The organism is Brevundimonas diminuta (genome assembly GCF_022654015.1).
GTDB classification, from domain to species: Bacteria; Pseudomonadota; Alphaproteobacteria; order Caulobacterales; family Caulobacteraceae; genus Brevundimonas; species Brevundimonas diminuta_C.
The window spans coordinates 1,832,675-1,859,195 of record NZ_CP073063.1 but is presented as its reverse complement, the minus strand read 5'-3'; the positions used below and the strand labels follow the sequence as shown (position 1 = coordinate 1,859,195).

Here is a 26,521-nt window from a genome sequence, read left to right as displayed (position 1 = left end):
CTTATGCGGGCAACTTGAAGCCGCCCATTGTCAGTTTCGACATGTGCTCTGCGTTGCTGATGACCTCCTCCAGTCCCGCGCGCGAGCCGTAATTCTCGCCCTCACCCTTGCCGGCCCAGCCGCCCAGGCCGTCCGCGATCTCCGTAGGCAAGCTGGCCGCACGGCACGCGTTTCTGAAGCCGTGGCGGAGGCCGTGAAGCACGAGGCTCGGCTCAGGCAGGCCCACACGATCAAGATGCTGTCCGAACCGGCGGCTGACCTCGTGACTGTATCGGCCGAAGGCGTTCTGGGTGAGTTCAGGGAACAGGCGTTCTTCACCTGCCGCACGCCGCCGCTCCACGAACTCCAGGAAGCCGGCACGGACCAGTTCCTGGTGGACCGGAACGGCCCGAGCCGAGGACTCGTTCTTCAGTCGCTTTCCACCGACGCGCACGCCGTCCTTGCCGAAAAGGGTCAGGTCGATGAAGTCGATCCCTTCCGCGCGGTCCACGTCCTCGACCCGCAACTGGCATATCTCGTTCGCCCGACATCCCGTGAACGTCAGAAGTGCTGGCACCCAGTAATGAGCGGAATCGGCTTCGCGGTCCTGCTGAAGTCCGCCGAAGATCAGGTCGAGTTCGTCCTTTCGGAAGGCGCGACGCTCCACTTGCTTCTGTCGTTTAGGAATCAAGCCATCGACGGGGTTCTGGTCGATGACACCCAACTTCTTCCACGCGAAGTTCATCACCGCTGACAGGTTCACCATGTAGCTGCGCAGCGTGTTAGGCGCGAGGCGCGGCTTGTCTTCGTCAGCCCCACGCTCAATGGCGTCGATCAGGTCGACGTCCTTACCGTAAAGCTTCGTCATGTTTTTCGGTATCTGCGCGAGCGCCCGCTTAATAGTCAGGACGTCGTCACGCGTGACCGCGCGGATCGGCTTGTCCTCGCCGACCAGTTGCTTCAGTGCTCGGAAGATATGGCCGTATTGCTTCTGAGTGTCGTCGCCGTCGCGCTCGGCCTGATATTTCGCGATCACCTGCCCGATTGTTAGGTCGCCAACGCGAGCCTGGAATGCGGGACGCCCCACCTGATCCCTCAAAACGCTGTCGGAAGCGCGCGCCGCCAGTGACATTGCCGCACGCCGCCGCTCCGCTTCTTCGGCCTCAATGACTTCAAGCCAGGCATTGGCGAACACCGTCCGCAAAGCCTGGCGTGTTGTGCTCGGCAGCACCCCTGCCCCGCCGCCGTCGCTGATCGCCTGGTCCATCGCCCCGTCGAACTCAGGAAGCTGCGCATACGCTTCTGGATCACGCAGCGAGGGCACCAAGCGGGCTACCAGCATCTGAACTGAGATTGGCGTCTCAACCGCGCGCGAGGCGCTTGGGTGCTGTTCGAAATAGTAGTCGGCCGCGTCGATGCCCTCACCAGGCAGATCGACCGAGAGATCGGCACTGATTCCTGCTCCAGGCGCCGCCATATAGGCGGCCACGCCCTGGCGGATCAGGTGGTCCAGAAAACCGCCCCCCGACGCCGCTCGGCATCGCATTCGACGCCACTGCTCTACAGCGGCCGTGGCGTTTGCAAGCGACATGACTGGACCCGCCCCCAGCGCCCGCGCTTGTGCGATCTGGTCTGACCACCCACGCCACCTGGCCTCGGCGATCTTCAGCGCGACCTTCAGGTCTGTCGTTCCGGTCGTCTCATTCCACACCCGCCGACCCAACCGCTCTCGCACGTCCGCAGGCACGTCACGGCGGACGAACCAAGTCTGACCGAGGCGCCCCGTCTTAGGGTCTTTGATGCGATAGACGCCCCACAAGCGATCTTTTGCCATCGGCTATTTCCACCAGGTTTCCACCAGGGTTATGGGCACGAAAAACCCCGCTCTGCAAGGATTGCAGGCGGGGCTTGGGTTCCTTTCGGTTTTGGTAGGCGGCGACGGGTTCGAACCGCCGACCCTCTCGGTGTAAACGAGATGCTCTGACCAGCTGAGCTAGCCGCCCCCAAGGGCAGAGACGGGCTTATGCCCGTCGCGCCTCAACCGTTCAAGGCGCTTTTCAAACCTTCGCCCGGGCGAAAGCGCGCGGTGCGCGACGCCGGACGCGCGACGGCCGCGCCGGTCTGCGGATTGCGCGCAACCCCAGCCTTGCGGTCTACGGCGACGAAACTGCCGAAACCGATCAGCTTCACGTCCGCGCCCCGCGTCAGCGACTCGGTCACGCCGTCGGTAAACGCTTCCAGCGCTGTCTTGGCCTGGTCGCGGCTGATATTCGCCGCGCTGGCCATCCGGCCGATCAGTTCCGCCTTGGTCATCCGTCCCCCTCCAGAACGAATCACTAAAGGACAGATCGGCGGTTGCGTCAAAAACGAAAACGCCGCCGGTGGGATCACCGGCGGCGCTCGCTGTTCAACTCGGCGTTAGTGGCTGACAGCCGCCGCCGGTCCTTCCGGAGCCGCGACCGGAGCTGGCAGGGGTTCGGCCGCCTCGTCCCACTCCACCGGCGTCAGGGTGCCGACAAGCGCCCACTTCAACGCCTCGTCCGCCGTGGAGATCGGCACGATCTCCAGCGCCGACTTCACATTATCCGGCACGTCGGCGAGATCCTTCTCGTTCTCCTGCGGGATCAGCACCGTCTTCACGCCGGAGCGCAGGGCCGCGAGCAGCTTCTCCTTCAGACCGCCGATGGCGGTGACCCGGCCGCGAAGGGTGATCTCGCCGGTCATGGCGATATCCTTACGGATCGGGATGCCGGTCAGGACCGAGACCATCGCCACCGTCATGGCCACGCCGGCGGACGGGCCATCCTTGGGCGTCGCGCCGTCCGGCACGTGGACGTGGATGTCGGTCTTCTCGAACACCGGGGGCTTGACGCCGAAGGCCAGGGCGCGCGACCGCACATAGGACGCCGCAGCCGAGATCGACTCCTTCATCACGTCCTTCAGATTGCCGGTCACGGTCATGCGCCCGCGGCCCGGCATCTTGATGGCTTCTATGGTCAGGATGTCGCCGCCGAACTCGGTCCAGGCCAGACCGGTGACGATGCCGACCTGATCCTCCTCATCCGTCTCGCCATAGCGGAACTTCTTCACCCCCGCATAGTCGGCCAGCTTGGCCTCATCGACCGTGATCGACTTGGCGCCCGTCTTGGCCATCTCGCGCACGGCCTTGCGCGCCAGACCGCCCAGAGCCCGCTCCAGCGAACGCACGCCGGCCTCGCGGGTGTAATAGCGGATCAGGTCGCGGATCGTGTCTTCCGGCACGATCAGCTCGCCGTCCTTCAGACCGTGGTCCGCCAACTGCTTAGGCAGGACGTGGCGCTTGGCGATCTCGACCTTTTCATCCTCGGTGTAGCCAGACACCCGGATGATCTCCATCCGGTCCATCAGCGGCTGCGGCATGTTCAGGCTGTTCGCGGTCGTCACGAACATCACCTGCGACAGGTCGTAATCAACCTCCAGATAGTGGTCGCCGAAAGTCGAATTCTGGGCCGGGTCCAGCACCTCAAGCAGGGCCGACGACGGATCGCCGCGCCAGTCCGATCCCAGCTTGTCGATCTCGTCCAGCAGGACGAAGGCGTTGGTGGTCTTGGCCTTCTTCATCGACTGGATGATCTTGCCGGGCATGGAGCCGATGTAAGTCCGGCGGTGACCGCGGATCTCGCTCTCGTCGCGCACGCCGCCCAGCGACATGCGGACGTATTCACGGCCAGTCGCCTTGGCGATGGACTTCGCCAGCGAAGTCTTGCCGACGCCGGGAGGGCCGACCAGGCAGAGGATCGGACCCTTCAGGCTGCCGGTGCGGGCCTGGACCGCCAGATACTCGATGATCCGTTCCTTGACCTTCTCCAGGCCGAAGTGATCCTCTTCCAGGATGTCCTCGGCCTTGGCCAGATCGATCGGCTTCTGCTTGGCCTTACCCCACGGCACAGACAGCAGCCAGTCGAGATAGTTCCGGACGACCGTCGACTCAGCCGACATCGGGCTCATGTTGCGCAGTTTCTTGACCTCGGCCTCGGCCTTGGTGCGCGCCTCCTTGGACAGGCGCGTCTTCCGGATGCGCTTCTCCAGATCCATGATCTCGTCGCGCGCGTCGTCGGTCTCGCCCAGCTCGCGCTGGATCGCCTTCATCTGCTCGTTCAAATAATATTCGCGTTGGGTCTTCTCCATCTGGCGCTTCACGCGCGAGCGGATCTTCTTTTCGACCTGAAGGACCGAAATCTCGCCTTCCATCAGCCCATAGACCTGCTCCAGCCGCTTGGGCACGTCGAAGGTTTCCAGCAGGCCCTGCTTGTCGGCGATCTTGACCGACAGATGGGCGGCGACCGAGTCGGCCAGCTTGGAGGCGTCGGTGATCTGGGGAATGGAGCTGAGGGCCTCGGGCGGGACCTTCTTGTTCAGCTTCACATAGTTTTCGAACTGCTCGACCACGGCGCGTAGCATGGCCTCGGCCTGCGATGCGTCGCCGGCCTCGTCCTCGATCTCGACGGCCTCGGCCTCGAAATACTCCTCACGGTCGGTGAAGCGGGTCAGGCGCGCGCGGCCCTTGCCCTCGACCAGCACCTTGACCGTGCCGTCGGGCAGTTTCAGCAGTTGCAGCACCGAGGCCAGCACGCCGATGGGATAGATGGCGTCCGGCGACGGATCGTCGTCGACGCTGTTCTTCTGGGTCGCCAGCAGAATCTGCTTTTCGCCCTTCATGATCTCGTCCAGCGCCTTCACCGACTTCTCGCGTCCGACGAAGAGCGGCACGACCATGTGCGGGAAGACGACGATGTCTCTCAGCGGCAGGACGGGCAGGATTTTTGGTTCAGTCATGATGCGTACTCCTGGGCCATTGATCATCTCCGGCCCGCCGCCAGGGTCCGCCGGGCAAGAGGCCCGACCGGCGCATGACGGCCCGTCGATTCCGACGGCGTTCGGATGAGTATGTGGTTTGAAAGACCCGCGGTTCAAGCGTGACCGCGGAACGGCCCACATCTGCGTGGCCACAAGGTCTTCCGATCGCGTCGCTTTAGGTCCGCATTACGCCCGGCGACGCTTTCGACATGGCCGCTTTACGGGGATCGGGCGTTTTCTGGCGCTCCAAGGAGATGACCATGAGCCGTTCCCACCTGCTGGCCGAGACCCTGAAACGTCCCGCCCCGGCGCCGACAACCCTTCAGATGGCAATGACCTTCATCGGCGCCCTGTTCGGCGCCCCGATCCGCAAGGGCCGCGCACGATGATGCAGGGCCATGTCGAGGGCGGCGTGACACGCGCAGCCCCTCCCCGACGATACAGAGTCGTGCCTCGCGCCAGCGGTTGGGCCGTGGCGGTCAACAACGCCTGCACTCGCCCCCTGCCCGATCGCATCTCGGCCGAACGTCTCGCCGCCCGACTTCAGGCCGAGGCCGACCGCCTGAACCGCGACCAACATCGCCAAACCCAATGATTACTACCCTAGCCTCGCCACCCGCCTTCGAAGTCCTGACCATCCAACCTGTCGGCGATCGCTGGCGCATTACCTCAAGCGACGGCCTGTTCGAAGGCGTCTTCACCGACGCCATAAGCGCCGTCCGTTGCGCCAAGGCCGAGGCCGACGCCCATCCGGGCCATGTCCTGATGCTGGCCGAACCCGCCTGATCGCCCCAGGTCAAGAAAAAGGCCGGAGCGAGATCGCTCCGGCCTTCATCATTTCGGGACTTTTCGCCAGTTCAGGCGGCGCCGTCGGCCTTCTTCTTGGAGGCTTCCGAGTAGATCAGCAGGGGCTGGGCCTTGCCGTCGATGACCTCGGCGTTGACCACAACCTCTTCGACGCCTTCGAAGGTCGGCAGTTCGAACATGGTCTCCAGCAGGATGCCTTCCAGGATCGAGCGCAGGCCGCGCGCGCCGGTCTTGCGGGTGATGGCTTTCTTGGCGACGGCGATCAGTGCGTCGTCGGTGAAGGTCAGTTCGACATTCTCCATCTCGAACAGACGTTTGTACTGTTTGACCAGGGCGTTCTTCGGCTCGGTCAGAATGGTGACGAGCGCCGTCTCGTCCAGGTCTTCCAGCGTCGCCAGAACAGGCAGGCGGCCGATGAATTCGGGGATAAGGCCGAACCGCATCAGATCATCAGGCTCGACACCCTTCAGGATATCGCCCGTGCGGCGTTCGTCGATCTCCTTGACCTTGGCGCCAAAGCCGATCGAGGCGCCGGCTCCACGCGCCGAAATCACCTTTTCCAGGCCGGCGAAGGCGCCGCCGACGATGAACAGGATGTTGGCGGTGTCCACCTGCAGGAATTCCTGCTGCGGATGCTTGCGGCCGCCCTGCGGCGGCACGGAGGCGACGGTGCCTTCCATGATCTTCAGCAGGGCCTGCTGCACGCCTTCGCCCGACACGTCGCGGGTGATCGACGGGTTGTCCGACTTGCGCGAAATCTTGTCGATCTCGTCGATGTAGACGATGCCGCGCTGGGCCCGCTCGACGTTGTAGTCGGACGCCTGGAGCAGCTTCAGGATGATGTTCTCGACATCCTCACCCACGTAACCGGCCTCGGTCAGGGTCGTGGCGTCGGCCATGGTGAAGGGCACATCGATGATGCGCGCCAGCGTCTGGGCCAGCAGCGTCTTGCCCGAGCCCGTCGGCCCGATGAGCATGATGTTCGACTTGGCCAGTTCGACGTCGTTGTTCTTCGTCGCGTGATTCAGGCGCTTGTAGTGATTGTGGACGGCGACCGAGAGCACCTTCTTGGCGTGCGCCTGGCCGATGACATAGTCGTCCAGCACGTCGCGGATTTCCTTGGGCGTGGGCACGCCGTCGGTCGTCTTCTTGAAGCCGATCTTGTGCTCTTCGCGGATGATGTCCATGCACAGTTCGACGCATTCATCGCAGATGAAGACGGTCGGGCCCGCGATGAGCTTGCGGACCTCGTGCTGGCTCTTTCCGCAGAACGAGCAGTAGAGGGTGCTTTTGGCGTCGGTGCCGGCTGCTTTGGTCATAGACCCTTATCTCACTCCCGCGGGGCGGACCGAAATGGCCCGAAACGCGCTTCCCTCACATTGATTCCAGCACTCTGGATGCGAAGGTCTTCAAAAAATGACAATCACCCATCACACGTTCCGGAACAACCCCGAAGGCGGCAGGGGATTGTTGCAGTGCGTGGATGGATCAGTGTCGACGGGGATCAAGGCGAATGTCTGACATGGGTATCGTGCAGGATTTACGCCAGTCCACGGCAAATGGACGTGTCATCGTCGCTTTCGATTTCGATGGCACGCTGACGATTCGCGACAGCTTCACCGAGTTCCTGCGCTGGCGCGCTGGTCCGGGCGCCTGGGCGCTGGGACTGGTCAAGCTGGCTCCGGCGCTGGCCGCCTACGCCAAGGATCGCGACCGGGGACGGATTAAGGCGGCCTCCGTAAAGGAATTCCTGCTTGGCGTGAGCCGCCAGACGCTGGAAGCGGAAGCCGCAGCCTTCGCCGAAGCGATCTGGCCCCGCTTCATGCGCCCCGATGCGCTTGAGGTTTGGAACGACTGGGGCCGACGCGGCGCGCATCGCGTCATCGTGACCGCGTCGCCCACGACGACCGTCGCGCCATTCGCCCGAAAGCTGGGGGCCGAGGCCCTGCTGGGCACCGAGTTCGTCTTCGACGCCGATGACCGGATAACCGGCGACTTCGCCGGTCCGAATTGTCGGGGTCAGGAAAAGGTGCGGCGGCTGAAGGCGGCCTATGGCGAAGACATGACCCTGACGGCCGCCTATGGCGACACCTCGGGCGATACCGAAATGCTGGCGATGGCCCAGCAGCCAGGTTTTCGGGTCTTCCGTCAGAAGCCCTGACGTTCAGTTCCCGTCGGCGTCCACGTCGAACACCATCGCCTTGCCGCGTGACGTGGGGTCCCAACCCGCCTCGATCGCCGAGGCGACGGCTGTGCGGACGGCGTCGACATTGACGCGCTGCTTTTCCACGTCCGGCCGCCCGTTGGGCCGAAGCGGCGGCGGAAACTGGACGATCGCTTCGCGCTTGAAGTCCGCGTGGCGAAGGGAAACGGCCATGCCCTCCCAGACGTTGCCGCCCTTGGGCTGAGGTTGGCGACGAAGCTCCCAGACGTAGCTTTCGCCATCGACATCGACCGTGCCGCTTTGATCTCGTGTGAACTGCATGACGGCTCCGATAGCACAAAATGAAAAGGGCGCGCCGCAGTGGGCGCGCCCTCTTGTCTTTCGACAGCCGTCTTAGTTGCCGGGCGTCTTCACGCCGTCGGCGTCGGCCTGTTCGCGGCGATCGTAGACATGATCCACGATGCCCCAGGCCTTGGCTTCCTCGGCCGACATGAAGTGGTCGCGATCCAGGGTCTTCTCGACCTCTTCATACGTGCGGCCGGTGTGATGGACGTAGATCTCGTTCAGACGCCGCTTGGTGTAGCGGATGTCTGCAGCGTGCAGTTCGATGTCCGACGCCTGGCCGCGGAAACCACCCGACGGCTGGTGCACCATGACCCGCGCATTCGGCAGGGCGATGCGCTGGCCTGCCTCACCGGCCGTCAGGATCAGCGAACCGGCCGAGGCCGCCATGCCCATCACCACGGTCGAAACCGGGCTCTTGATGTACTGCATGGTGTCGTAGATCGCGAGCGCCGAGGTCACCTGACCGCCGGGGCTGTTGATATACATGCTGATTTCCTTCTTCGGGTTCTCCGATTCAAGGAACAGCAGCTGGGCGCAGATCAGCGACGCCATACCGTCCTCGAACGGTCCCGTCAGGAAGATGATCCGCTCGCGCAGCAGACGCGAGAAGATGTCGAAGGAGCGCTCGCCGCGGCTGGATTGCTCCACCACCATCGGCACAAGGTTCATGTTCATCAGTTCGATCGGATCGCGCATTTAGCCTTCTCGGATGCAGTGGCGACGATTCAGCGTCGTCAGCCGGTTATGGTGCATATCGCGTTCGATGACACCCTGCGCAAGACGCCCGGCTCATTCGGACTGCGGGTCTTGCTGGTTCGCTGCTTCACGACGGCCTTTTTGCAGCCGTTCCGCCACGGCGGCCTCCTGTGCAGCGGCGGATGCGCGATCAGGCTCCGATTCATAAAGAGCTTGCAGATAGGCGCGATCCCAGTCCGTGAGGCCGGTCACGTTCTGGGAATCACCGAATAAATTCAGCACCGTGGGCTGATCGGAGTAGTCGGCGCGGGGATCGACCTGGGCCAGGACGACCATCGCGGCGTAGTCCATCAAAGCCGGCAAAAGCACGCCATTGGCCTTGGTCATATCGATGACGACGGTCGCAGAGTTCAGGTCGTACCGCAGTGGCGACCTCATGCGGCTGACGTTGCGCGATCTAATCCAAGGGGGCTCTCCACCGGAGACACGGGCCGCCAGTTGACCCGTGTCTGCTGAGACTGGCAGGGAAATGTGCCACCATCGCACCGGCGCATTACTGGTTTTGAACCGTTCCAGCGCCGCCAAACCCATGTTGGTGTTGTCGATCGGAGGACGGAAGCGAAGACGCCAACCTTCCACCAGCGCCGATGCGACGCTGGGACCATCCTCCGTGGCGATGATGAGCACATTGGCCGAGCAGCCAGGCTCGCCCACTCGAATTTCAAGGTCATGCGCGATCTGGCCGATGCGATCGGCAAGCATCTGACCGTAGGGCGCCTTCAATCCGGCGACGCTGACGCACAGCGGCGTATTCCACCGTCCAAGCCGCGCACCGGCGGGTGCGGTCGCGACCCGCTGAACAAACTGGCGCGCGGCCTGCCGCGGCGACTGCCCCTCGACCGTTATCTCCTCCAGATCTGTCGGAGACGGCTGTCTCGGATCCTGCGCCTGCGCGCCTGCGGTGATGAGGGCGGCCAGAGCGACAGCGGAAAAAGACATTGACGGCATACCTGAAAAGCAAAATGGGCCCGCACTGCGGACCCATTCGACTTACAACTCAGACACCACAACCGCCAGTTACGGTCGTGTAATCGAGCGAAAAATCAGCCCTCGTCTTCTTCCTTCAGCAGCTCTTCCTTCGTGATCGGCTTGTCGGTCACGTCGGCGACGCCCACGATCAGGTCGACGACCTTCTCTTCGTAGATGGGCGCGCGCATCTGGGCGGCGGCGTTGGGGTTCTGGCGGTAGAAGTTCAGGACGGCCTGTTCCTGGCCCGGATAGTTGCGCGCTTCCTGCAGGATGGCGGCGTTCAGTTCCTGGTCGGTCACCTGGACGTTGTTGGCGCGACCGATCTCGGCCAGCACCAGGCCCAGACGCACGCGGCGTTCGGCGATCTTGCGGTATTCGGCCTTCAGGTCCTCGTCCGACTTGGCGGCGTCTTCTTCCGGCAGACGACCAGCGGTCTTGTCAGCTTCGACCTGCTGCCAGATGCCGTCGAACTCGGCGTCCACCATCTTCGGCGGCAGCGGGAAGTCGTGGGCCTCGTCCAGTTGGTCCAGCAGAGCGCGCTTCAGCTTGAAACGGGCGGCGCCGGCGTACTGCTGGTCCAGGTTGGACTTCAGCAGTTCCTTCAGCTTGTCCAGCGACTCCAGACCGATGCGGGTGGCGAAATCGTCGTCGATCTTGGATTCGGCTTCCGCCTTGATGGCCTTCACCTTGATGTCGAAGGTGGCCTTCTTGCCGGCCAGATGGGCGGCTTGATAGTTCTCGGGGAAGGTGACCTCGATGGTCTTCTCTTCGCCGACCTTGGCGCCCGTCAGTTGCTCTTCGAAACCGGGGATGAAGCGGCCCGAGCCGATCACCAGGTCCGCGTCCTCGGCGGCGCCGCCTTCGAAGGGCTCGCCGTCCAGCTTGCCCAGGAAGTCGATCGTCAGCTGGTCGCCCTCGGCGGCCTTGACGGTCTTGCCCTTCTTGTCTTCGTAGGTCTTGGCCTGACCGGCCAGTTCCGTCAGGGCCTCGTCCAGATCGGCGTCCGACGCTTCATAGGTCGGGCGTTCCAGCTTCAGGGTCTTGGGATCGACCGGCTCGAAGTCCGGCATGATTTCCAGCGACATTTCGTAGGCCAGGTCTTCCTGACCGGCGATGACCTTGTCCATGTCCGACGTCAGCTTCATCTCGGCCGGCGCGGCCGGGCGGATCTTGGCTTCGTCGAGGGCCTTCTGGCTGGTTTCGTTCAGCTCGGCGTTGATGATCTCGCCCATGAACTCACGGCCGAAGGTCTTCTTGACGTGGGCGACCGGCACCTTGCCCGGACGGAAGCCCTTCAGCTTCACCTGCGGGGCGACTTCCTTGACGCGGGCTTCGAGCTTTTCGTTCAGCTCCGCGACGGGAATGGTGACCGCGATCACGCGGCTGAGGCCTTCGTTCGACTTTTCGACGACTTGCATGGTCGGGATTCTGACGCTCTGGGGCGCATGAGCCATCGAGACGGCCGGCGCGGAATGGATAAAGCAAGAAGGCCGCCCCGTGTGGAGCGGCGCCTCGAAGCCCGCCCTTATGTCGAGAAGGGCCCGAAAGGTCAACGCGGGCGTGGTCAGAGCCGGTGGTTTCGCGGCCTTTGCGTGGCTATGTTGACCAAATGAGCCAACCCGCCTCCCCCATCGGCGTCTTCGTCACGCCCGTCACCCCGCTTCAACAGAACTGCACGACCGTCTGGTGCACCGCCACCAACAAGGCCGCCGTGATCGATCCCGGCGGTTCGGTCGACGTAGTCCTGGGTGAGGTCACGCGGCGCGGCCTGACGCTGGATCAGATCTGGATCACCCACGGCCATCTGGATCACGCGGGCGGCGCAGCAGAAATGCAGGAAAAGACCGGCGCCCAGATCACCGGCCCTCAGAAGGCCGACCAGTTCTGGATCGACCGAATCGTGGAAAGCGGCCGGATGTACGGCCTGCCCGACGCTCGCCCCTTCACGCCTGACCGCTGGTTGGAAGATGGCGACACCGTCACGCTGGGCGAAACGACCTGGGACGTGCGTCACTGCCCCGGCCATACGCCCGGGCACGTCATCTTCTTCAATCGCGCGGCGCGATTCGCTCAGGTCGGCGACGTTCTGTTCAAGGGTTCGGTCGGTCGCACCGACTTCCCGATGAGCGATCCGCCCGCATTGATCCGCTCGGTGATCGAAAAGCTCTGGCCCTTGGGCGACGACGTCACCTTTGTGCCGGGCCACGGGCCGATCTCCACCTTTGGTGAAGAGCGACGGACCAACCCGTTCGTGTCTGACGCCGCAATGCGACAGGCCCCGATCCAGCGTGAGCCGTCGGGGCCTGCCTGAGCCTGCTGATCGTGTGGCTTAGCGCCGCAGGATCATGCCGATGATGACGCCGATGCCCAATGCGTAGAGCGTCGCCTTCATGGGATTGTCCTGAATGTCTTCCTGCACGCGATGAACGCGGCCGGAAATCTTCTCACGCACCAGGCCTGCATCTTCTCTGACGGCCTGACGGACCGACGTGGTCTTGCCAAAGCTACGGCCTTCGCCTTGGGCGAGGATTGCGTCCGCCTGTCGGTCCAGACGTTGGGTCAGATCATCGTCCTCTAGGACGATGTCGTCGGGTGATGTCGCGCTTATCGGGGTGTTGGTCATGTCGATCTCCGTGGTTCGCTGAACAAACCGGCGTTGCGACCCATGGTTCCTTTTTGAACGCGGGCGATCGGGGTGCGTTGGTTGATCGCACAAGGACCCGCTCATGACCTATATCGAACCCACTCCGACCACGCCGCAACCCGAGATCCAGCCTGAGCCGGCGCAGCAGCCGGAAATACAGCCTTCAGACACCCCCGATGAAGTTCCGCCGATGGAACCGGATGATGGCGGCGAAGGTGATTCGCGGCCTTACGGCGCTGGCTGAAGTCAAACTCACGCGCGCTTGAGGATCGCGACAGTAAAACCGAGTTCCCTACGGAACCGTCACCGAGTCACTGGGTTCACTTCAGCAAGCGCAACGGCAGCACTGAAAGGAACACGATGGACAGCCAACCCACACGCCCCTCCGGCGTTTCCAAGCGAGGTTTCGCCTCCATGGATCCCGAGCGTCAGCGCGAAATCGCGCGCAAAGGGGGCGCCAGCGTCCCCAGCGAAAAACGCAGCTTCTCCCAAGACCGCAGCCTCGCCGCACAGGCCGGCCGCAAGGGTGGCGAAGCGTCGCACGGGACCAAGAAAGATACGGACGCAGCCGACGGACAATAGTCGGCGAAACTCGATACAAACAGGGCGGCCCATCGAACGATGCGCCGCCCTTTTTCTTGTCCGCGATCAGCCGCGCATTCGGCTCAGGCGCGCAGGACCGCCAAGGCCACGCTCGGCGCCGGAGAGGTGTCGATGCGGACGACCGTCCAGCCGGCGGCGGCCGCCATGGTCTGGATCGACTCAGGCGTGAACTTGCGCGAGCTTTCGGTGTGGATCGTCTCGCCGCTCATGAAGCGGAATGTCCGATCTCCGATGCGCGCGGTCGTCGGCGCAATCGCTTGCAGATGCATTTCCATGCGCGAGGCGTCCGGGTTCCACACGGCGCGGTGAACAAAGGCGTCCACGTCGAAATCAGCATCCAGCTCAATGTTGGCGCGGATCAGAACATTGCGATTGAAGGCCGCCGTCACGCCCTGGCTGTCGTCATAGGCGGCGACCAGGATCGCCGGATCCTTGACCAGATCGACGCCCAGAATGAACAACGCCCCCTCGCCCAGCATCCGACGCGCCGCGGCCAGGAATGCTTCGGCCTCGTCCGGTTGCAGATTGCCGATGGTCGAGCCGGGGAAGAAGCCGATCCGTCGCCCCGACGGCAGGTCATCGGGCAGCGGCGCTAAATGCTCGAAGTCCCCCAGAACCGGCTGCACGCGCAGGTTTGGATAATCAGCGCGGACGCGAATGGCGGCGTCCATCAAGGCGCTCTCGCTGATGTCGAGGGGGACGTAGGCGCCGAGATCGACAGCGGCGTCCAACAAGATCCGCGTCTTCTCGCTGGCGCCGGATCCAAATTCGACCAGCACCGCGTCGGGGCCGAAGTCGGCCGTCAATTCCGCCGCGCGATCGCGCAACAGCGCCATTTCTTGCCGGGTCGGATAGTATTCGGGCAGCACGGTGATGTCTTCGAACAGGCGCGATCCATCCGCGTCATAGAACCACTTCGGCGGCACGGCCTTTTGCGCGCGCGACAGCCCTTCGATCATATCCTTTCGAAAGGCGGCGGTTTGGGCGTCGTCCGCGGCGGCGTCTCGCGCCACGGTCCGGTCTTCAGCCAGTCTCAAACCCATGAAGGCCCACCTCTGTTGGGGATAGAAGAAGTTGCGATAGGTGATGCGGTCATGCCCCGGCGGCGTGGCGAACGATCCGCCCCGCAGAACCATCTGATTGGCCATGAACTTGCCGTTGTATTCGGCGGCGGTGCCCGGCGTCGGCTGGAAGCCGGGATAGGGCGCATAGGCGCTGGACGTCCACTGCCACACTTCGCCAGCCAGGTTCGAGAACGCATCAGGCGAAGAGGCGGCGGCATGTTCCCATTCCGCCTCGGACGGCAGACGCTTGCCCGCCCAGCGGGCGTAGGCGTCAGCCTCATAAAAGCTGATGTGGCGAACCGGCGCGGCAGGATCAACAAGTGTACGCCCCGTCAAACCCATCACGGTCCAATCGCCATCGTCGCGACGCCAGTACAGCGGCGCGATCCAGCCCTCAGCCTTGATCGTCGCCCAGCCGTCCGACAGCCACAGGTCGGAACGCGAATAGCCGCCATCCTGGATGAAGGCGATCCACTCGCCGTTCGTCACCAGATCCGCAGCCAGAGCGAACGGCTCCAGCCAGACACGGTGCGCAGGCCCCTCATTGTCGAAGGCGAAGCCCGATTGGTCATGGCCGATCGTCACCAGACCGCCGTCGAACGCCACCGCTCCGCCGCGCCTGATCTGAAGCGTCTCGGCTCTGGGCTCGATCTCATAGGCTCCGGGGTCGAGCGGAGAGCGCGACATCAGGTTCAGCATATCCATCAGGAAAAGCTCCTGATGCTGCTGGTCGTGGTGCAAACCCAGCTCGAACAGATAGCGTTGATGGCCGCTGGTCTCGCCCTGCGCCAACCACGCGATCATGCGGCGGTCGATCTCGCGTCGATAAGCCAGGACCTCGTCCACCGACGGCCGGGTCATCAGCCCACGCTGGTCCCGCATGACCCGCTCGCCCAAGGCCTCATAGTAGGAGTTGAACAGCTGCTGAAACCGCGGATCGACAGGCTGGTATTCAGGATCGGACGACAGGATCATCGCCTCGAAAAACCAGCTGGTGTGCGCCAGATGCCATTTGCCGGGGCTGCAATCCGCCATCGACTGGGCCGACAGATCCTCGGCAGACAAACCTTCAGCCAGATCGATCATGCGTGAACGCACGGCCTTGAACCGCGCCACGTCAGACGTAAGCCGCGGGTCGGGCTCGGAGCGCGCATTCATGTCAGCTGTCCCGTCCGACACCAGCCCCAGCGCCTTGTCAGTGCCCAACAAACGCACCAACAAGGCCAAGGTTCCCAGACACTTGCCGTTCGAGATCACCCATCAGCGCATCGGTCTGCCGCCATGTTTAGCGTATTCCAACCGAGCGATGGTGCGATTGTGGACCTCATCCGGGCCGTCGGCGATGCGCAAGGTGCGGACACCCGCGTAAAGCTCGGCCAGAGGCGTGTCGCCTGACACACCGGCGCCGCCGAACGCCTGAATGGCGTCGTCGATGATCTGCAAGGCCATCCTCGGCGCAGCGACCTTGATCTGCGCGATCTCGGAGCGGGCGTTCTTGGCCCCCGCCTGATCCATCATCCAGGCGGCCTTCAGCACCAGCAGGCGGCACATCTCGATGTTGGTGCGGGCTTCGGCGACGCGCTGTTCCCAAACCGAGTGTTCCGCCAACTGCTTGTTGAACGCCGTTCGGTTCAGCAGCCGCGTCACCATCAGCTCCAGCGCCCGCTCGGCCGCACCGATGGTGCGCATGCAGTGGTGAATACGGCCCGGGCCAAGCCGTCCCTGGGCGATTTCGAAGCCCCTGCCCTCGCCGGCGATCAGGTTCTCGACCGGCACGCGGACGTTCTCCAGCACGACCTCGGCATGACCGATCGGCTTTTCGTCATAGCCGAACACCGACAGCATCCGCTCGACGCGGAATCCCGGCGTGTCGGCCGGCACGATGATCTGCGACTGCTGGGCGTGGGATGCGGCGTCGGGGTCGGTCTTGCCCATGACGATGGTCACGGCCAGGTTCGGATGGCCCATATTGGTCGACCACCATTTACGGCCATTGATGACATAGTGGTCGCCGTCTCGCTCGATCCGGGTCTGGATGTTGGTGGCGTCGGACGAGGCGACCTCAGGCTCGGTCATCAGGAAGGCCGAACGGATTTCGCCCGCCATCAGGGGCTTCAGCCAGCGCGCCTGTTGCTCGGCGTTCCCGTACATATGGAGCACCTCCATATTGCCGGTGTCGGGGGCGTTGCAGTTGAACACCTCGGCCGACCACAGATGCCGCCCCATCATCTCGGCCAGCGGCGCGTATTCCAGATTGGTCAGACCCGCTCCGTGGTCGCCCGGCAGGAACATGTTCCACAGTCCGGCTTCCTTCGCGGCCGCCTTCATCGTCTCCATAACCGGCGGCTGACGGTTCGAATCCTCGCGCACCTGGGCGAAATATTCGGCTTCGCGCGGGATGACCTGCTCGTCCAGGAAGCGACGGACGCGGGCGTGCCAATCCAGGGCGCGGTCGGAATGTTTGAAGTCCATGTCGTTTCCTCTTTCCCGTTCGCGCTTCTGTCGAGCGCTCGATACGAAAACGGCGCGGCCCCTGGTCGGGAGCCGCGCCGCCATAACTGGTCGTTCAGACCGGCATCAGCGCTTCAGCAGCGGAGCCAGCTTCTGGGCGATCATCATGTCGCCGGCGATCTTCAGCTTGCCCTGCATGAAGGCCATCATCGGGTCCAGCTTGCCTTCCGACAGAGCCATGAAGTCATCCCACTTCATCGAGACGGTGGCGTCGGCGGGCTTATCCTCGTTCGTCACCGTATTCGGCGTGGAGGTGCCGTCGATGAAGATCTTGCCCTCGTCGCCGAGGTCGAGCTTGACGGTCTTGCCGAGGCCGGAGTTGTCGCCGACGGCGCCGCGGATGTGTTCGGTGACTTGTGCGAGATCGGGCATTGGGGGCGTCTCCCTGTTGGACGTTGTGGACTACGGGTTAGCCCGCATCGGCGGGGGCGCCAAGATCACGTCGGGGAAAGGTCTGATCACTTCTCCGGATCGCCGTCACGGAACCGCCACTTCATCACCAGCACGCCGGACGCCATCACCAGGGCGCAGGCGTTGGCGACCGTAACAGGCCAGGCCTGCGTCATGACGCCATAGACGACCCACAGCACGAAGCAGGTCACCGTCAGGGAGTAGGTCTTCAAGCTGACCGACGACGCGTCGCGCTCCTTCCAGATCTTGACCGCCTGCGGCGCGAAGCTGGTGATCGAGCAGATCGCAGCCGCTGAGCCGACTATATTGGCGATCAGGTCGCTCATGCCGCGATCGTCGACGTGACGTTCAGGCTAAATCTGCACATGCCGCACTCTCGGCGGCCGCCCCAAAGGATGTCAGCGTCGAACGCCAGGCGGCGGCCGTCTGGCCTGGGTCACCTGTTCGAAGGCGTAACCCAGCGAAAGGATGCGCGCATCGTCCCACTTCCCGCCGAGGAAGCTGATTCCCACGGGCATTCCCCGATCAAAGCCCATCGGCACGGTCAGGTGCGGATAGCCGGCGACGGCGGCCAGCTGGCTGGCCGATCCCTGCATGTCGTCGTCGTCCTTGGGATCGTTGGTCCAGGCGCGCGACGTGGTGGGCGCGATCAGGGCGATCACGCCATTGTCCCTCATCAGTCGATCGATGCCCTCCGGCCCCGCCAGTCTAAGCGAGGTCGCGCGCGCCTCCAGATAGTCAGCATCGGTCAAATCGCCCATCGACTGGGCGCGCTCGAAGATGTCCTGACCGAACAGCACCGTCTCGCGTGGTTCGGCGGCGTTGAAGGCGATGACGTCGGCCAGAGTGCGGGTGCGGACCTGCTGCGGGTTGGTGGAGGCCAGATAGGCGTTCAGATCGTGCTTCAGCTCATAGAGCAGCACCTTGAATTCGGCCGCGCCTATGACCCGGCCATCCGGGCCGTCTGGCAGGTCGACCAGCACGGCGCCGGCATCGCGCAGGGCCTTCAGGTTCTGCTCGAACACCGCCTGGGTTTCGGGCGAGTAGCCTTTCAGGAACCGCATCACCCCGATCCGCGCGCCGCGCAGCCCATTGGCGTCCAGCCCGGCCGCGAAGTCGACCTTGCGCGCATCGGCCTCGACCGTCGCCGGATCGGCCGGATCGGACCCCGCGATGACCGTCAGCACCCTGGCCGCATCCCTGACGGTCGTCGCCATCGGCCCGGCCGTGTCCTGCGAATGGCTGATCGGCACAATGTGGGTGCGCGAGACCAGGCCAACGGTCGGTTTGAACCCGACCACGCCGTTGACCGACGCCGGGCAGGTGATCGACCCGTCCGTCTCCGTTCCAATGGCGACGGGCGTCAGCCCCAACGCCACCGCCGCCCCGCTGCCGGACGACGACCCACAAGGCGTGCGCGCGGGATCATAGGGGTTCAGCGTCTGGCCGCCGACGGCGCTCCAGCCGCTGATCGAGTCCGAGGACCGGATATTGGCCCATTCCGACAGGTTGGTCTTGCCGACGATTATGGCCCCGGCGGCGCGCAGTCGCCCGACCAGCGGCGCGTCCCGTCCCGGCGCATTGTTCGCCAGCGCCAACGATCCGGCGGTGGTCGGCATGTCCGCCGTCTCGATATTGTCCTTCAGCAGGATCGGCATGCCGGAAATCGCCGACACGCCCCGGCTGGGTGATGTCGCGTTCCAGACCAGCACCGAATGGGCGCTGTCGTTCGCCCGCCCCGCCGCAACCACTGCGGATGCAGTCGGATAGGCGCCCTGCCCGGTCACGCAGCCCGCGAGGGCCAGCGCGACCGCAGCCGCCAGACTCAGTCGGCCTTGGGTTCGGCCCGCTTTCCGATCGTGCGGTCTAGGAAGTCCAGATAGGTGCGCCATTGTTGCAGTTGCCTCGGATCGCCGCGGACGCCATGCCGCTGGCCGGGATAGAGCATCATCTCGAACGGCACGCTCTTGGCCTGCAAGGCGTCGATGACGCGCGTCGCATTGCCGAAGATGACGTTGTCGTCGGCCATGCCGTGCAGCAGCAGCAGCCGCCCCGTCATGTCATCCAGCCGCGGCAGGACGTCGGTGGCGGCATAGCCCTCCGGATTGGCCTGGGGCGTGGACATATACCGTTCGGTATAGTGGGTGTCGTACAGGCTCCACTCCGTCGGCGCCGCGCCCGCCAGGGCCGAGGCCAGGCTGGCGTCCTTGTCCGTCAGTGTCAGCAGGCTGAGGAAGCCGCCGAAGCTCCAGCCCATCACCGCGATATGGTCGGCATCGACGTAAGGCAGGGTCTTCAGCCATTGCGCGGCCTGGGCCTGATCCTCGACCGCCGGAATGCCCAGACGGCGATAGATGCTGGTCTCGAACGCTTGCGACCGGTCACCTTCGCCGCGATTGTCGACGCGGAAGACGATGTAGCCCGCCTCTGTCAGCAACTGGTTGGTCAGCGGCTGCCAGCTCTTCTGCACGCCCGCCCCGGTGCCGGGGCCGCCATAGACCTGCATCACCACCGGGTATTTCTTCGCCGGATCGAAGTCGGGCGGCGTGGTCATGCGCCACACCAGGGTCTGGCCGTGGCTCTGCATCGTGCCGAACTCGGGCGTGCGCAGGCGCGAGACATACGGCGCGAACGGATGGCTGGCGTCGAGCTTGTTCTCTTCGATCCAGCGCACGCGCGTGCCGTCGATACGGTACAGGGCCGATTGCGTCGGCGTCGCCGGGTCGGAATAGTTGCCGACATAGGCCGTCGCCGGGCCGTTGACCGACACGGTCCACCAGCCGCCGCCGGGCGTCACCGCGACCGGATCGACCGTGCGGTTCAGATTGGCGCGGAACATCTGCTGCTCGATCGGCAGCTCCTTGCCGTCGCGCATCGAGGCGGTGAAATAGACATCGCCAGTCTGTTCGTTGACGCCGTCCAGATGTTTGACCGGAAAGTCGCCGCGCGTGATGGCCCGCAGCCGTCGCCCGTTGCGGTCATACAGGTACAGGTGCCGCCAGCCCGAATCCTCATTGGACCAGATGAACCGGCCGTCCGACAGGACGCGGAAATCGTCGTTCAAATCGACCCAGGCCTGCGCCTTCTGGCTCAGGATCACCCGTGATGCGCCGGTCGTCGGATCGACGCTCAGCAGGTCTAAAGTCTTCTGGTCGCGCGACTGGCGCTGGACATACAGGGTCTTGCCGTCGCCGGACCAGTTCACCCGCGCCAGATAGATGTCGGTGTTGGATCCCAGGTCCACCTTGACCCGTCCCCCGCCCTGCAGGTCGCGCACATACAGTTCGACCACCGCATTGGGCCGGCCCGCGCGCGGATAGCGTTGCTCCACCATCGTCGCGCCGCCGCCGGTGATTTCGAAGCGCGGCACGATGTCGACCGGGCTCTCGTCCACGCGCGTCATCGCGATGTAGCGCTCGTCGGGGCTCCACCAGTATCCGGTGTCGCGATCCATCTCCTCCTGGGCGATGAACTCGGCCGTGGCCCAGGTGATCAGGCCCGCGCCGTCATCGGTGATCGGCGTCTCCTTGCCGCTCGCCAGATCATAGACGACCAGATTCTGATCGCGGACATAGGAGACATAGCTGCCCTTCGGCGACACCTTGGCGTCGATCTCGTCAGCCGGCGTCTCGGTCAGGCGGCGCACCTTGCCGTCCGCCCGGTTCGCCAGGAAGATGTCGCCTTCCAGCGGCGCCAGGATGTAGCGGCCCTGTTGGTCCCACGAATATTCGACCACGCCGCGCGCGCTGATCCGCATCCGCTCGCGCCGGGCCTTTTCGGCCTCCGACAGTTCGCCGGCGTCGGGCACCAGCGCCCGTGCGTCGATCAGCTTGTAGGGTTCGCCCTCGCCCGTCGGCGCGGCCCACAGATCCTGCACATCCACATTGTCCTCGCGCGAGCGCAGGAAGGCGACCAGCTGCCCATCCGGCGACAGGCTGACCCCCTTGGCCACCGGCCCGTTAAGGCTGGGGCTGGAAAACACCCGCTCGGGCGTCAGGATGTTGGAGGGCGTCTCCTGCGCAAGCGCCGAACTGGCGGACAGGAGGATGGTCGAGGCGAGAAGAAGGGTGCGCATGGGTCGGGACGCTAGCGGTGCTTCTGCAAGCCGTCACGAGGAAATGTCGTCGCCGGCTGAAAGGCTTGTCCTTCCCTGCGAGGGGTTCTCAGATTAGAGAGACGCACGATGACAGACGCCGCCCTCTCCCCCGCCCCCGTGAAAACCAGTCCGTTTAACGAGCTGGAGGTTCTGTGGGTGCGCCACTGGACCGACAGCCTGTTCAGCTTCGGCGTCAAACGACCCGATGACTTCCGCTTCCGCTCGGGCGAGTTCGTGATGATCGGTCTGCCCGGCGAAGCCAAAGACGGTGTACCGGGAAAGCCTGTCCTGCGCGCCTATTCCATCGCCAGCCCTTGCTGGGCCGAGGAGCTGGAGTTCTTCTCGATCAAGGTCGCCGACGGCCCCCTGACCTCGCGCCTGCAGAAGATACAGCCCGGCGACACCGTCCTGATGGGCAAGAAGCCGACCGGCACTCTGGTGCTGGACGCCCTGACCGGCGGCGAGCGCCTGTTCCTGATCGGCACCGGCACGGGTCTGGCGCCCTGGCTCAGCGTCGCACGCGACCCAGAGACCTATTCCCGCTTCGGCCATGTCTATGTGATCCACACGGTCCGCAGCGTCGCCGACCTCGCCTACCGCGACTTCTTCACCCGCGAGATCCACGACGACCCCCTGATTGGGGAAGAGGCGCAGGCGCAACTGACCTACTACCCCACCGTCACCCGTGAGGACTTCGAGACGCCCGGCCGCATCACCGACCGCATCAAGTCCGGCGACTTCTTCCGCGATTTGGGCCTGCCCGAAGGGTTCGACCCCGCCCGCGACCGCGCCATGCTGTGCGGCTCCATGGCCATGATCAAGGAAGCCGGCGAACTGCTGGAGACCTATGGCCTGAAGGAAGGCTCCAACGCCGAACCGGCGGACTATGTGCTGGAGCGGGCCTTCGTCGGCTGACGACTTGGCTTGGGCGGCCTGACCCGCTAACCCCACGCCCATGTCAAAGCCTGCACTTGTCGCCGTCGATCCCCGCGTCGATCCGTCCGAATGCCAGTCCATGGCCGAGGTCCGCCAAGGCGTCGACGCTCTGGACCGCGCTCTGGTCGCCCTGCTGGCCGAGCGCCAGCGCTACATGGACGCCGCCGCCCGCATCAAGCCCGACCGCGACGCCGTCTTCGACCAGGCCCGCATCGACGACGTGGTCGCCAAGGTTCTAATCTCGGCCGAAGCCCACGATCTGTCACCCGACATCGCCGAACCCGTCTGGCGCCTGCTTATCGACCGCTGCATCGCCCACGAGTTCGCCACCTACGACCGGACTCGCAGCTAGGACGGCGCACGCCTGCCATCCTATCCGCGAAAAAAGTTCGGCCTAGTTTCAACCGATTAGGTCGCAGCAGCGTCAATCACCCCGCCGCTCTTTCAGGGCGCCGTATAATGGGCGTCCGGTCTTTGACATCGCGACGCGCCTCGCCTGCCGAAATTGCACTTTCTTGTATTTTGCACGCGTTTTCGGAGTGCAGTGCAATTTCATCCGCTTCGCCTCAGCCCTTGAGACCGCGCAGCATCAGTTCGTACCGATAGGCCGCGACATCGGCCAGCGCCGCTTGCAGAGCATCGCGCACCCGCTCGACCGCCGGCGCGGCCAGTTTCTGATCCACCGCTTCCGCCTCGGCGCAAATCGCCGCCAGGTCTCGCGCGCCGACGCCCGCCGCCGCGCCTCGGATCGTATGGACCCCGTCGCGCCAGCCCTCGACCTTGGGATCCAGCATGACGGACCACAGACCGGCCTGATTGACGAACAGGCCCAACACCTCCTCGTTGATGGCGTCGTCCCCGCCCGTCATGCCGTTCAGCACGGCGAAATCGACCGCGCCCGTCAGATCCCGCAGCGCCATCAGGCCGCCGTCTCCTCGCCCTTGGCCAGGCGCGAGTTTCGCGACGACCACAGCAGATAGATCGCCACGCCGACCACGTTCCAGACCACGAAGCCGATCTGCGTCACCGGCTTCAGGCTCAAGAAGAAGACCAGGCAGCCGATCACGCTGATGGCTCCGACCACCGGCCACAGCGGCGCCTTGAACACCCGCTTGCGACCCGGCTCGCGGATACGCAGCACGATCAGGCAAACCCCGACCGAGCAGAAGGCCGCCAGCGTCCCGGCGTTGGCCAGCGACGCCAATTCGTCCAGCGGCAACAGCCCTGCCAGAATCGCCACGACGATGGCGGTGAACACCGTCACCACCGCCGGCACGCCTCGGCTCGACACCTTGGCGAGGCGGCGCGGCAACAGGCCGTCGCGCGCCATGCCCAGGAAGATGCGGCTCTGGCCGAACAGGAAGGCCAGCAGGACGGTCGGAAGCGCGATCACCGCCGCAGCGGCGATCCACTGGGCCGCCGTCCCCTGCCCCATCTGACGCAGAATCAGGGCCAGAGGCTCGGGGCTGCTGGCGAAGGTCGCGACCGGCCGCGCACCGATGGCCGCGGCCGCGACCACCAGATACAATGCCGTGCAGACCAACATGGACCCGACGATGCCGATGGCCAGGTCACGCTCGGGCTTCTTGGTCTCCTCCGCCGCCGTCGAAATGGCGTCGAACCCGTAGAAGGCGAAGAAGATGATCGCCGCCGCCGCCATCACCCCGGTCTGGACGAAGGGCGCGCCGAATCCGTTGGGCATGAAGGGCGTGAAATGCTCGGGCTTGAACGCCGGCAGGGCGATGGCGACGAACACCACCAGCGCCGCGATCTTGATCAGGACCAGCACCGCGTTCAGCGTCGCGCTCTCCTTGGTGCCCAGCAGAAGCAGGCCCGTGACCACCCCGATGATGGCCACGGCCGGCAGGTTGATGATCCCCCCGGCATGCGGCCCGGCGACCAGCGCCGTCGGCAGATCGATCCCCAGCCCGCTCAGGAAACCGACCGCATAGCCGGACCAGCCTACCGCCACGGCGCTGACGACCAGCGAATATTCCAGGATCAGGCTCCACCCCACGATCCAGGCGATCAACTCGCCCAGCACGGCATAGGAATAGGTGTAGGCGCTGCCCGCCGCCGGCATCATGGTCGACAGCTCGGCATAGGCCAGGGCCGCGCAGGCGCAGACCAGTCCCGCAAGGCCGAAGCTGATCAACACGGCCGGGCCCGCCAGGCCCGCCCCCACGCCGATCAGCGTCAGGATGCCGGTGCCGACGATGGCCCCAACGCCCAGGGCCAGCAGGTGCGGCCAGCTCAACGTCGGCTTCAGCCGCGGTCCGTCGTGCGGCGCCATCATCGCGTCGATCGATCGACGCCGGTTCCAGAAGGCCATGCTGTTCGCTCCCCCGCCGCTTGCCGCGGCTGATTCCACGCGGACCATACTCCGTCGCAGAAAGTTTGCGAAAGCGCTTGCCAACCCCCGAACCGCTGGGTAGTAGGAGCGCCCTTCGGCGATGGCGTTGGCCCCGCTGAAGACACGACGATCGGTGTGGGTGATTAGCTCAGTCGGTAGAGCAGCTGACTCTTAATCAGCGGGTCGTAGGTTCGAACCCTACATCACCCACCATCGTCTTCTCATTGCAATCGCAGAGGTTTTCGCTCCGGCGACAGCGGAACAGATGGTGAAGAACTGTCTGTATTTTGCAGCTCATTTTGCAGTTTTGTTCTCGTTTCGAGCTTTTCGATCGCCGAGAGCGCCAGACCGTAGTCGCGATTCAAATAGTTTGAATCGAGAATTGCACCGACGTCCCTCAGGCTGTGACCTGTGATGGTCGCGATTTCGGGCACGGAGCAACCGGCAAGCGCCAACCGCGTCACAGCCGTTCCCCGCAGATCGTGAAACGTCAGATCGACGATACCTGCTTTCTCGCACGCCCGTCCCCACGAGGTTCGAAATCCATCCGACGTCCAAGTCATGCCGTTGGCCGTCGTGAGAATGGTCACCGCTGTCGATGTCGCGCGCTGTGCATCAAGCATCATTTTGAGCGGGCCGCCGACAGGAATAAGCACCCGCGCCCCGGTCTTGTTTTGAGCGAGGCGTATCTTCTCGCCGTCGTAGGCAGACCAGGTCAGTCGCAGAAGGTCGCCTTGTCTCTGCCCCGTCCACAGCGCCAAGATCAGCGCGAGATGCATGTGTTTAGGCGCTTTGGACAAGAACGCCGCCTCATCCTCAGCAGTCCACACATTCCCCTTGCGCGCCGCGCGATAGAGACGACCTGGTCGTTCAAGCGGATTAAGGGGCGACAGACCGCGGTTGACGGCCCAGGACAGCACGCGCGCGAAAACCGAAAATCGGTAGTCAGCGTTGCGTCGCGACGTCAGCGCGATGCGATCGCGCCAGGCCAAAAGTTCGCCGCGCGTACGCCGATCCTTCAAGAGCTCTGTCGGTAAGTCACCGAACTCGGCGGCGATTGCTCGCAGGTGCGCGCGATAACCACGCTTCGTTGCGTCCGCGAGATTTTTGAAATCAGCGGAGTCCTCGTAGGCATCTAAGAGACCTGTGAGCGTATCGACTGCGCGCTTCGACTCACGCTGCTGCGCGATGGCGTCGTGGTAGCTTTTGATGAACTCTGGATCGCCCGGCTTACCGGTCAAACGTGGCCCACCCCGCCAAGCGTACCAATAGGTGACCTGTCGACCATCAGCGAGTCGAGCGGTGACGCGATTGATCCCCTTCAGCTTAACGCGCATCACGTCTCGCCCTCCAAGCCTCAAAGGGATCGATCGGCACGGTAGAAGCAGACGGTTGAGTTTGACGCATGATCTGCATCACACCATCAGGACGGATCTCAATCGCGCCAACGTCAAAGCCAGCGTCCTGCGCGCCTTTCAGCGCGCGCCTGACGTCTGCTTGCGTGAACTTAGCGGCGGCGCGCGACATCAGAGCGCCCCGACTTTGCGAGCGAGCGTTTTGAGAGAGCGATCGACGAGGCCTTCACGATCGGCGTTGGCAAGCAGTTCGCGCATGGTCTCAGTCGCGTTGACAAAGGTGTGCGCTATGATTGGCTCGCCGCTTGAAACCAAATCTCTCAAGCGCGCCATTTCGCTCGGCAATTCAGACCAGGGCGCGGCGACGGCAAGATGGGTTCGCACCGCTTCGTCTTCGGATTTGAGGCGGGTGAGGAAAACGCCGAAGAAGAGGTCTTCGCCGACCTTACCGCGACGTTTGCTCACGAGCTCGTAGTTGACGCGAACCAGGTTCGTTGCATCGTCATAGCCCTGCCCCATCCCAACCAGCGCCCAAGTGATCGCCAATCGAAAGGCGTCATCAGTGCTGAACTCCGCCCAGCCTCGGCTGGCCTCGCGCTTCGGCCATGGAAGTTGGTCGCGGTGGAGCATGGCGTCGAACTGGCGCGCGCCGATGCCGACGAGGCGGAGCATTTCGGAGCGACGGATCACAG

General features: G+C 64.2%; 29 protein-coding genes and 2 tRNA genes. 10 read left to right on the top strand and 21 right to left on the bottom strand.

The window, feature by feature from the left end:
• Nucleotide 1 precedes the first annotated feature (1 nt).
• The 4 genes from KAK88_RS09185 to lon form a co-directional block, all read right to left on the bottom strand.
• Complete coding sequence (locus KAK88_RS09185; RefSeq protein WP_242076419.1) at nucleotides 2-1,813, bottom strand: site-specific integrase; 1,812 nt, start codon at nucleotides 1,811-1,813, stop codon at nucleotides 2-4.
• A gap of 92 nt (nucleotides 1,814-1,905) precedes the next feature.
• Nucleotides 1,906-1,982 (bottom strand) — tRNA-Val (locus tag KAK88_RS09180).
• A 34-nt stretch (nucleotides 1,983-2,016) separates the two neighbouring features.
• Nucleotides 2,017-2,292: an HU family DNA-binding protein gene (locus tag KAK88_RS09175; RefSeq protein WP_017504003.1), complete on the bottom strand. Its 276-nt coding sequence runs from the start codon at nucleotides 2,290-2,292 to the stop codon at nucleotides 2,017-2,019.
• A 105-nt stretch (nucleotides 2,293-2,397) separates the two neighbouring features.
• Nucleotides 2,398-4,794: an endopeptidase La gene (lon, locus tag KAK88_RS09170; protein WP_242076418.1), complete on the bottom strand. Its 2,397-nt coding sequence runs from the start codon at nucleotides 4,792-4,794 to the stop codon at nucleotides 2,398-2,400.
• A 281-nt stretch (nucleotides 4,795-5,075) separates the two neighbouring features.
• On the opposite strand from lon, the gene KAK88_RS16055 reads away from it, so the two are divergent.
• Genes KAK88_RS16055 through KAK88_RS09160 form a run of 3 tightly spaced genes read left to right on the top strand, consistent with a single transcriptional unit; the run spans nucleotide 5,076 to nucleotide 5,601 of the window.
• A complete protein-coding gene (locus KAK88_RS16055) occupies nucleotides 5,076-5,204 on the top strand; it encodes a hypothetical protein (protein WP_255353885.1) in 129 nt (42 codons plus the stop codon).
• Between the two features lie 59 nt (nucleotides 5,205-5,263).
• Nucleotides 5,264-5,410, top strand: coding sequence for a hypothetical protein (locus KAK88_RS09165; protein ID WP_242076417.1), 147 nt, complete (start codon nucleotides 5,264-5,266; stop codon nucleotides 5,408-5,410).
• Nucleotides 5,407-5,601, top strand: coding sequence for a hypothetical protein (locus tag KAK88_RS09160; RefSeq protein WP_242076416.1), 195 nt, complete (start codon nucleotides 5,407-5,409; stop codon nucleotides 5,599-5,601). The genes KAK88_RS09165 and KAK88_RS09160 overlap by 4 nt, the downstream gene beginning before the upstream one ends.
• 71 nt (nucleotides 5,602-5,672) lie before the next feature.
• On the opposite strand, the gene clpX is transcribed toward KAK88_RS09160, so the two are convergent.
• Nucleotides 5,673-6,941 carry an ATP-dependent Clp protease ATP-binding subunit ClpX gene (gene clpX, locus KAK88_RS09155; RefSeq protein WP_199059441.1) on the bottom strand — a complete coding sequence of 423 codons (1,269 nt, stop codon included), beginning with the start codon at nucleotides 6,939-6,941 and terminating at the stop codon, nucleotides 5,673-5,675.
• A gap of 194 nt (nucleotides 6,942-7,135) precedes the next feature.
• Here clpX and KAK88_RS09150 point away from each other — a divergent pair, with 194 nt between their 5' ends.
• Nucleotides 7,136-7,783 (top strand): HAD-IB family hydrolase, encoded by a 648-nt coding sequence (locus KAK88_RS09150; protein WP_242076415.1) that lies wholly within the window; start codon nucleotides 7,136-7,138, stop codon nucleotides 7,781-7,783.
• A gap of 3 nt (nucleotides 7,784-7,786) precedes the next feature.
• Here KAK88_RS09150 and KAK88_RS09145 read toward each other — a convergent pair whose 3' ends face one another.
• From KAK88_RS09145 to tig, 4 genes are all read right to left on the bottom strand, one after another.
• On the bottom strand, nucleotides 7,787-8,107 hold the full coding sequence (locus KAK88_RS09145) for a hypothetical protein (protein WP_045811236.1): 321 nt from the start codon (nucleotides 8,105-8,107) through the stop codon (nucleotides 7,787-7,789).
• Nucleotides 8,108-8,179: 72 nt separating this feature from the next.
• Entirely contained in the window at nucleotides 8,180-8,827 is a 648-nt protein-coding gene (locus KAK88_RS09140) for an ATP-dependent Clp protease proteolytic subunit (RefSeq protein ID WP_091747119.1), read from the bottom strand.
• 93 nt (nucleotides 8,828-8,920) lie between these two features.
• Nucleotides 8,921-9,826 carry a hypothetical protein gene (locus tag KAK88_RS09135; protein ID WP_242076414.1) on the bottom strand — a complete coding sequence of 302 codons (906 nt, stop codon included), beginning with the start codon at nucleotides 9,824-9,826 and terminating at the stop codon, nucleotides 8,921-8,923.
• Between the two features lie 104 nt (nucleotides 9,827-9,930).
• Nucleotides 9,931-11,274: a trigger factor gene (gene tig, locus KAK88_RS09130; protein WP_242076413.1), complete on the bottom strand. Its 1,344-nt coding sequence runs from the start codon at nucleotides 11,272-11,274 to the stop codon at nucleotides 9,931-9,933.
• Between the two features lie 191 nt (nucleotides 11,275-11,465).
• Between tig and KAK88_RS09125 the strand changes: the two genes are divergently transcribed.
• A complete protein-coding gene (locus KAK88_RS09125; RefSeq protein WP_277928782.1) occupies nucleotides 11,466-12,167 on the top strand; it encodes an MBL fold metallo-hydrolase in 702 nt (233 codons plus the stop codon).
• An 18-nt stretch (nucleotides 12,168-12,185) separates the two neighbouring features.
• Here the strand turns inward: KAK88_RS09125 and KAK88_RS09120 are convergent, their stop codons facing one another.
• Complete coding sequence (locus tag KAK88_RS09120) at nucleotides 12,186-12,479, bottom strand: hypothetical protein (protein ID WP_052689558.1); 294 nt, start codon at nucleotides 12,477-12,479, stop codon at nucleotides 12,186-12,188.
• Nucleotides 12,480-12,582: 103 nt separating this feature from the next.
• Between KAK88_RS09120 and KAK88_RS09115 the strand changes: the two genes are divergently transcribed.
• Together KAK88_RS09115 and KAK88_RS09110 are read left to right on the top strand one after the other, a co-directional pair.
• A complete protein-coding gene (locus KAK88_RS09115; RefSeq protein WP_242076412.1) occupies nucleotides 12,583-12,744 on the top strand; it encodes a hypothetical protein in 162 nt (53 codons plus the stop codon).
• Between the two features lie 116 nt (nucleotides 12,745-12,860).
• Complete coding sequence (locus KAK88_RS09110; RefSeq protein ID WP_242076411.1) at nucleotides 12,861-13,082, top strand: general stress protein; 222 nt, start codon at nucleotides 12,861-12,863, stop codon at nucleotides 13,080-13,082.
• Between the two features lie 83 nt (nucleotides 13,083-13,165).
• Here the strand turns inward: KAK88_RS09110 and egtB are convergent, their stop codons facing one another.
• From egtB to KAK88_RS09080, 6 genes are all read right to left on the bottom strand, one after another.
• Nucleotides 13,166-15,325, bottom strand: coding sequence for an ergothioneine biosynthesis protein EgtB (gene egtB / locus KAK88_RS09105; protein WP_242078577.1), 2,160 nt, complete (start codon nucleotides 15,323-15,325; stop codon nucleotides 13,166-13,168).
• A gap of 102 nt (nucleotides 15,326-15,427) precedes the next feature.
• Nucleotides 15,428-16,639, bottom strand: coding sequence for an acyl-CoA dehydrogenase family protein (locus KAK88_RS09100; RefSeq protein WP_242076410.1), 1,212 nt, complete (start codon nucleotides 16,637-16,639; stop codon nucleotides 15,428-15,430).
• A 105-nt stretch (nucleotides 16,640-16,744) separates the two neighbouring features.
• The gene (locus KAK88_RS09095) at nucleotides 16,745-17,050 is read right to left on the bottom strand and encodes an SCP2 sterol-binding domain-containing protein (protein ID WP_242076409.1); all 306 of its coding nucleotides are present in this window, start codon (nucleotides 17,048-17,050) and stop codon (nucleotides 16,745-16,747) included.
• 86 nt (nucleotides 17,051-17,136) lie between these two features.
• Complete coding sequence (locus KAK88_RS09090; RefSeq protein ID WP_039243605.1) at nucleotides 17,137-17,415, bottom strand: SemiSWEET family sugar transporter; 279 nt, start codon at nucleotides 17,413-17,415, stop codon at nucleotides 17,137-17,139.
• A 72-nt stretch (nucleotides 17,416-17,487) separates the two neighbouring features.
• Nucleotides 17,488-18,981, bottom strand: coding sequence for an amidase (locus KAK88_RS09085; RefSeq protein WP_242076408.1), 1,494 nt, complete (start codon nucleotides 18,979-18,981; stop codon nucleotides 17,488-17,490).
• Entirely contained in the window at nucleotides 18,915-21,164 is a 2,250-nt protein-coding gene (locus tag KAK88_RS09080) for a S9 family peptidase (RefSeq protein ID WP_242076407.1), read from the bottom strand. Before KAK88_RS09080 ends, KAK88_RS09085 begins: the two co-directional genes overlap by 67 nt.
• 108 nt (nucleotides 21,165-21,272) lie before the next feature.
• On the opposite strand from KAK88_RS09080, the gene KAK88_RS09075 reads away from it, so the two are divergent.
• Nucleotides 21,273-22,100, top strand: a complete 828-nt coding sequence (locus KAK88_RS09075; protein ID WP_242076406.1) for a ferredoxin--NADP reductase — start codon at nucleotides 21,273-21,275, stop codon at nucleotides 22,098-22,100.
• Between the two features lie 40 nt (nucleotides 22,101-22,140).
• Nucleotides 22,141-22,473 (top strand): chorismate mutase, encoded by a 333-nt coding sequence (locus tag KAK88_RS09070; protein ID WP_242076405.1) that lies wholly within the window; start codon nucleotides 22,141-22,143, stop codon nucleotides 22,471-22,473.
• A 214-nt stretch (nucleotides 22,474-22,687) separates the two neighbouring features.
• Here the strand turns inward: KAK88_RS09070 and KAK88_RS09065 are convergent, their stop codons facing one another.
• Entirely contained in the window at nucleotides 22,688-23,041 is a 354-nt protein-coding gene (locus tag KAK88_RS09065; protein WP_242076404.1) for an Hpt domain-containing protein, read from the bottom strand.
• Nucleotides 23,041-24,453, bottom strand: coding sequence for an amino acid permease (locus KAK88_RS09060; protein WP_242076403.1), 1,413 nt, complete (start codon nucleotides 24,451-24,453; stop codon nucleotides 23,041-23,043). The genes KAK88_RS09065 and KAK88_RS09060 overlap by 1 nt, the downstream gene beginning before the upstream one ends.
• Before the next feature lie 158 nt (nucleotides 24,454-24,611).
• On the opposite strand from KAK88_RS09060, the gene KAK88_RS09055 reads away from it, so the two are divergent.
• A tRNA-Lys gene (locus KAK88_RS09055) sits at nucleotides 24,612-24,687 on the top strand.
• Nucleotides 24,688-24,695: 8 nt separating this feature from the next.
• Here KAK88_RS09055 and KAK88_RS09050 read toward each other — a convergent pair.
• From KAK88_RS09050 to KAK88_RS09040, 3 genes are read right to left on the bottom strand one after another with little or no spacing between them, the layout of a single operon-like run.
• Nucleotides 24,696-25,811 (bottom strand): tyrosine-type recombinase/integrase, encoded by a 1,116-nt coding sequence (locus KAK88_RS09050; protein ID WP_242076402.1) that lies wholly within the window; start codon nucleotides 25,809-25,811, stop codon nucleotides 24,696-24,698.
• Nucleotides 25,801-26,001, bottom strand: a complete 201-nt coding sequence (locus KAK88_RS09045; protein WP_242076401.1) for a hypothetical protein — start codon at nucleotides 25,999-26,001, stop codon at nucleotides 25,801-25,803. The genes KAK88_RS09050 and KAK88_RS09045 overlap by 11 nt, the downstream gene beginning before the upstream one ends.
• Complete coding sequence (locus KAK88_RS09040; RefSeq protein WP_242076400.1) at nucleotides 26,001-26,519, bottom strand: hypothetical protein; 519 nt, start codon at nucleotides 26,517-26,519, stop codon at nucleotides 26,001-26,003. Before KAK88_RS09040 ends, KAK88_RS09045 begins: the two co-directional genes overlap by 1 nt.
• Between the last annotated feature and the right edge of the window lie 2 nt (nucleotides 26,520-26,521).

Bases quoted from the DNA above. Each gene is read 5' to 3' on its own strand.
- KAK88_RS09135 (WP_242076414.1), bottom strand. From the start codon at position 9,826: ATGTCTTTTTCCGCTGTCGCTCTGGCCGCCCTCATCACCGCAGGCGCG.
- KAK88_RS09185 (WP_242076419.1), bottom strand. From the start codon at position 1,813: ATGGCAAAAGATCGCTTGTGGGGCGTCTATCGCATCAAAGACCCTAAG.
- KAK88_RS09145 (WP_045811236.1), bottom strand. From the start codon at position 8,107: ATGCAGTTCACACGAGATCAAAGCGGCACGGTCGATGTCGATGGCGAA.
- KAK88_RS09120 (WP_052689558.1), bottom strand. From the start codon at position 12,479: ATGACCAACACCCCGATAAGCGCGACATCACCCGACGACATCGTCCTA.
- KAK88_RS09050 (WP_242076402.1), bottom strand. From the start codon at position 25,811: ATGCGCGTTAAGCTGAAGGGGATCAATCGCGTCACCGCTCGACTCGCT.
- KAK88_RS09175 (WP_017504003.1), bottom strand. From the start codon at position 2,292: ATGACCAAGGCGGAACTGATCGGCCGGATGGCCAGCGCGGCGAATATC.
- tig (WP_242076413.1), bottom strand. From the start codon at position 11,274: ATGCAAGTCGTCGAAAAGTCGAACGAAGGCCTCAGCCGCGTGATCGCG.
- KAK88_RS09100 (WP_242076410.1), bottom strand. From the start codon at position 16,639: ATGGACTTCAAACATTCCGACCGCGCCCTGGATTGGCACGCCCGCGTC.
- KAK88_RS09075 (WP_242076406.1), top strand. From the start codon at position 21,273: ATGACAGACGCCGCCCTCTCCCCCGCCCCCGTGAAAACCAGTCCGTTT.
- lon (WP_242076418.1), bottom strand. From the start codon at position 4,794: ATGACTGAACCAAAAATCCTGCCCGTCCTGCCGCTGAGAGACATCGTC.
- KAK88_RS09090 (WP_039243605.1), bottom strand. From the start codon at position 17,415: ATGAGCGACCTGATCGCCAATATAGTCGGCTCAGCGGCTGCGATCTGC.
- clpX (WP_199059441.1), bottom strand. From the start codon at position 6,941: ATGACCAAAGCAGCCGGCACCGACGCCAAAAGCACCCTCTACTGCTCG.
- KAK88_RS09160 (WP_242076416.1), top strand. From the start codon at position 5,407: ATGATTACTACCCTAGCCTCGCCACCCGCCTTCGAAGTCCTGACCATC.
- egtB (WP_242078577.1), bottom strand. From the start codon at position 15,325: ATGAATGCGCGCTCCGAGCCCGACCCGCGGCTTACGTCTGACGTGGCG.
- KAK88_RS09140 (WP_091747119.1), bottom strand. From the start codon at position 8,827: ATGCGCGATCCGATCGAACTGATGAACATGAACCTTGTGCCGATGGTG.
- KAK88_RS09065 (WP_242076404.1), bottom strand. From the start codon at position 23,041: ATGGCGCTGCGGGATCTGACGGGCGCGGTCGATTTCGCCGTGCTGAAC.
- KAK88_RS09150 (WP_242076415.1), top strand. From the start codon at position 7,136: ATGTCTGACATGGGTATCGTGCAGGATTTACGCCAGTCCACGGCAAAT.
- KAK88_RS09080 (WP_242076407.1), bottom strand. From the start codon at position 21,164: ATGCGCACCCTTCTTCTCGCCTCGACCATCCTCCTGTCCGCCAGTTCG.
- KAK88_RS16055 (WP_255353885.1), top strand. From the start codon at position 5,076: ATGAGCCGTTCCCACCTGCTGGCCGAGACCCTGAAACGTCCCGCCCCG.
- KAK88_RS09045 (WP_242076401.1), bottom strand. From the start codon at position 26,001: ATGTCGCGCGCCGCCGCTAAGTTCACGCAAGCAGACGTCAGGCGCGCG.
- KAK88_RS09095 (WP_242076409.1), bottom strand. From the start codon at position 17,050: ATGCCCGATCTCGCACAAGTCACCGAACACATCCGCGGCGCCGTCGGC.
- KAK88_RS09085 (WP_242076408.1), bottom strand. From the start codon at position 18,981: ATGGCGCACCTATCTGGACTTCCTAGACCGCACGATCGGAAAGCGGGC.
- KAK88_RS09110 (WP_242076411.1), top strand. From the start codon at position 12,861: ATGGACAGCCAACCCACACGCCCCTCCGGCGTTTCCAAGCGAGGTTTC.
- KAK88_RS09125 (WP_277928782.1), top strand. From the start codon at position 11,466: ATGAGCCAACCCGCCTCCCCCATCGGCGTCTTCGTCACGCCCGTCACC.
- KAK88_RS09070 (WP_242076405.1), top strand. From the start codon at position 22,141: ATGTCAAAGCCTGCACTTGTCGCCGTCGATCCCCGCGTCGATCCGTCC.
- KAK88_RS09115 (WP_242076412.1), top strand. From the start codon at position 12,583: ATGACCTATATCGAACCCACTCCGACCACGCCGCAACCCGAGATCCAG.
- KAK88_RS09060 (WP_242076403.1), bottom strand. From the start codon at position 24,453: ATGGCCTTCTGGAACCGGCGTCGATCGATCGACGCGATGATGGCGCCG.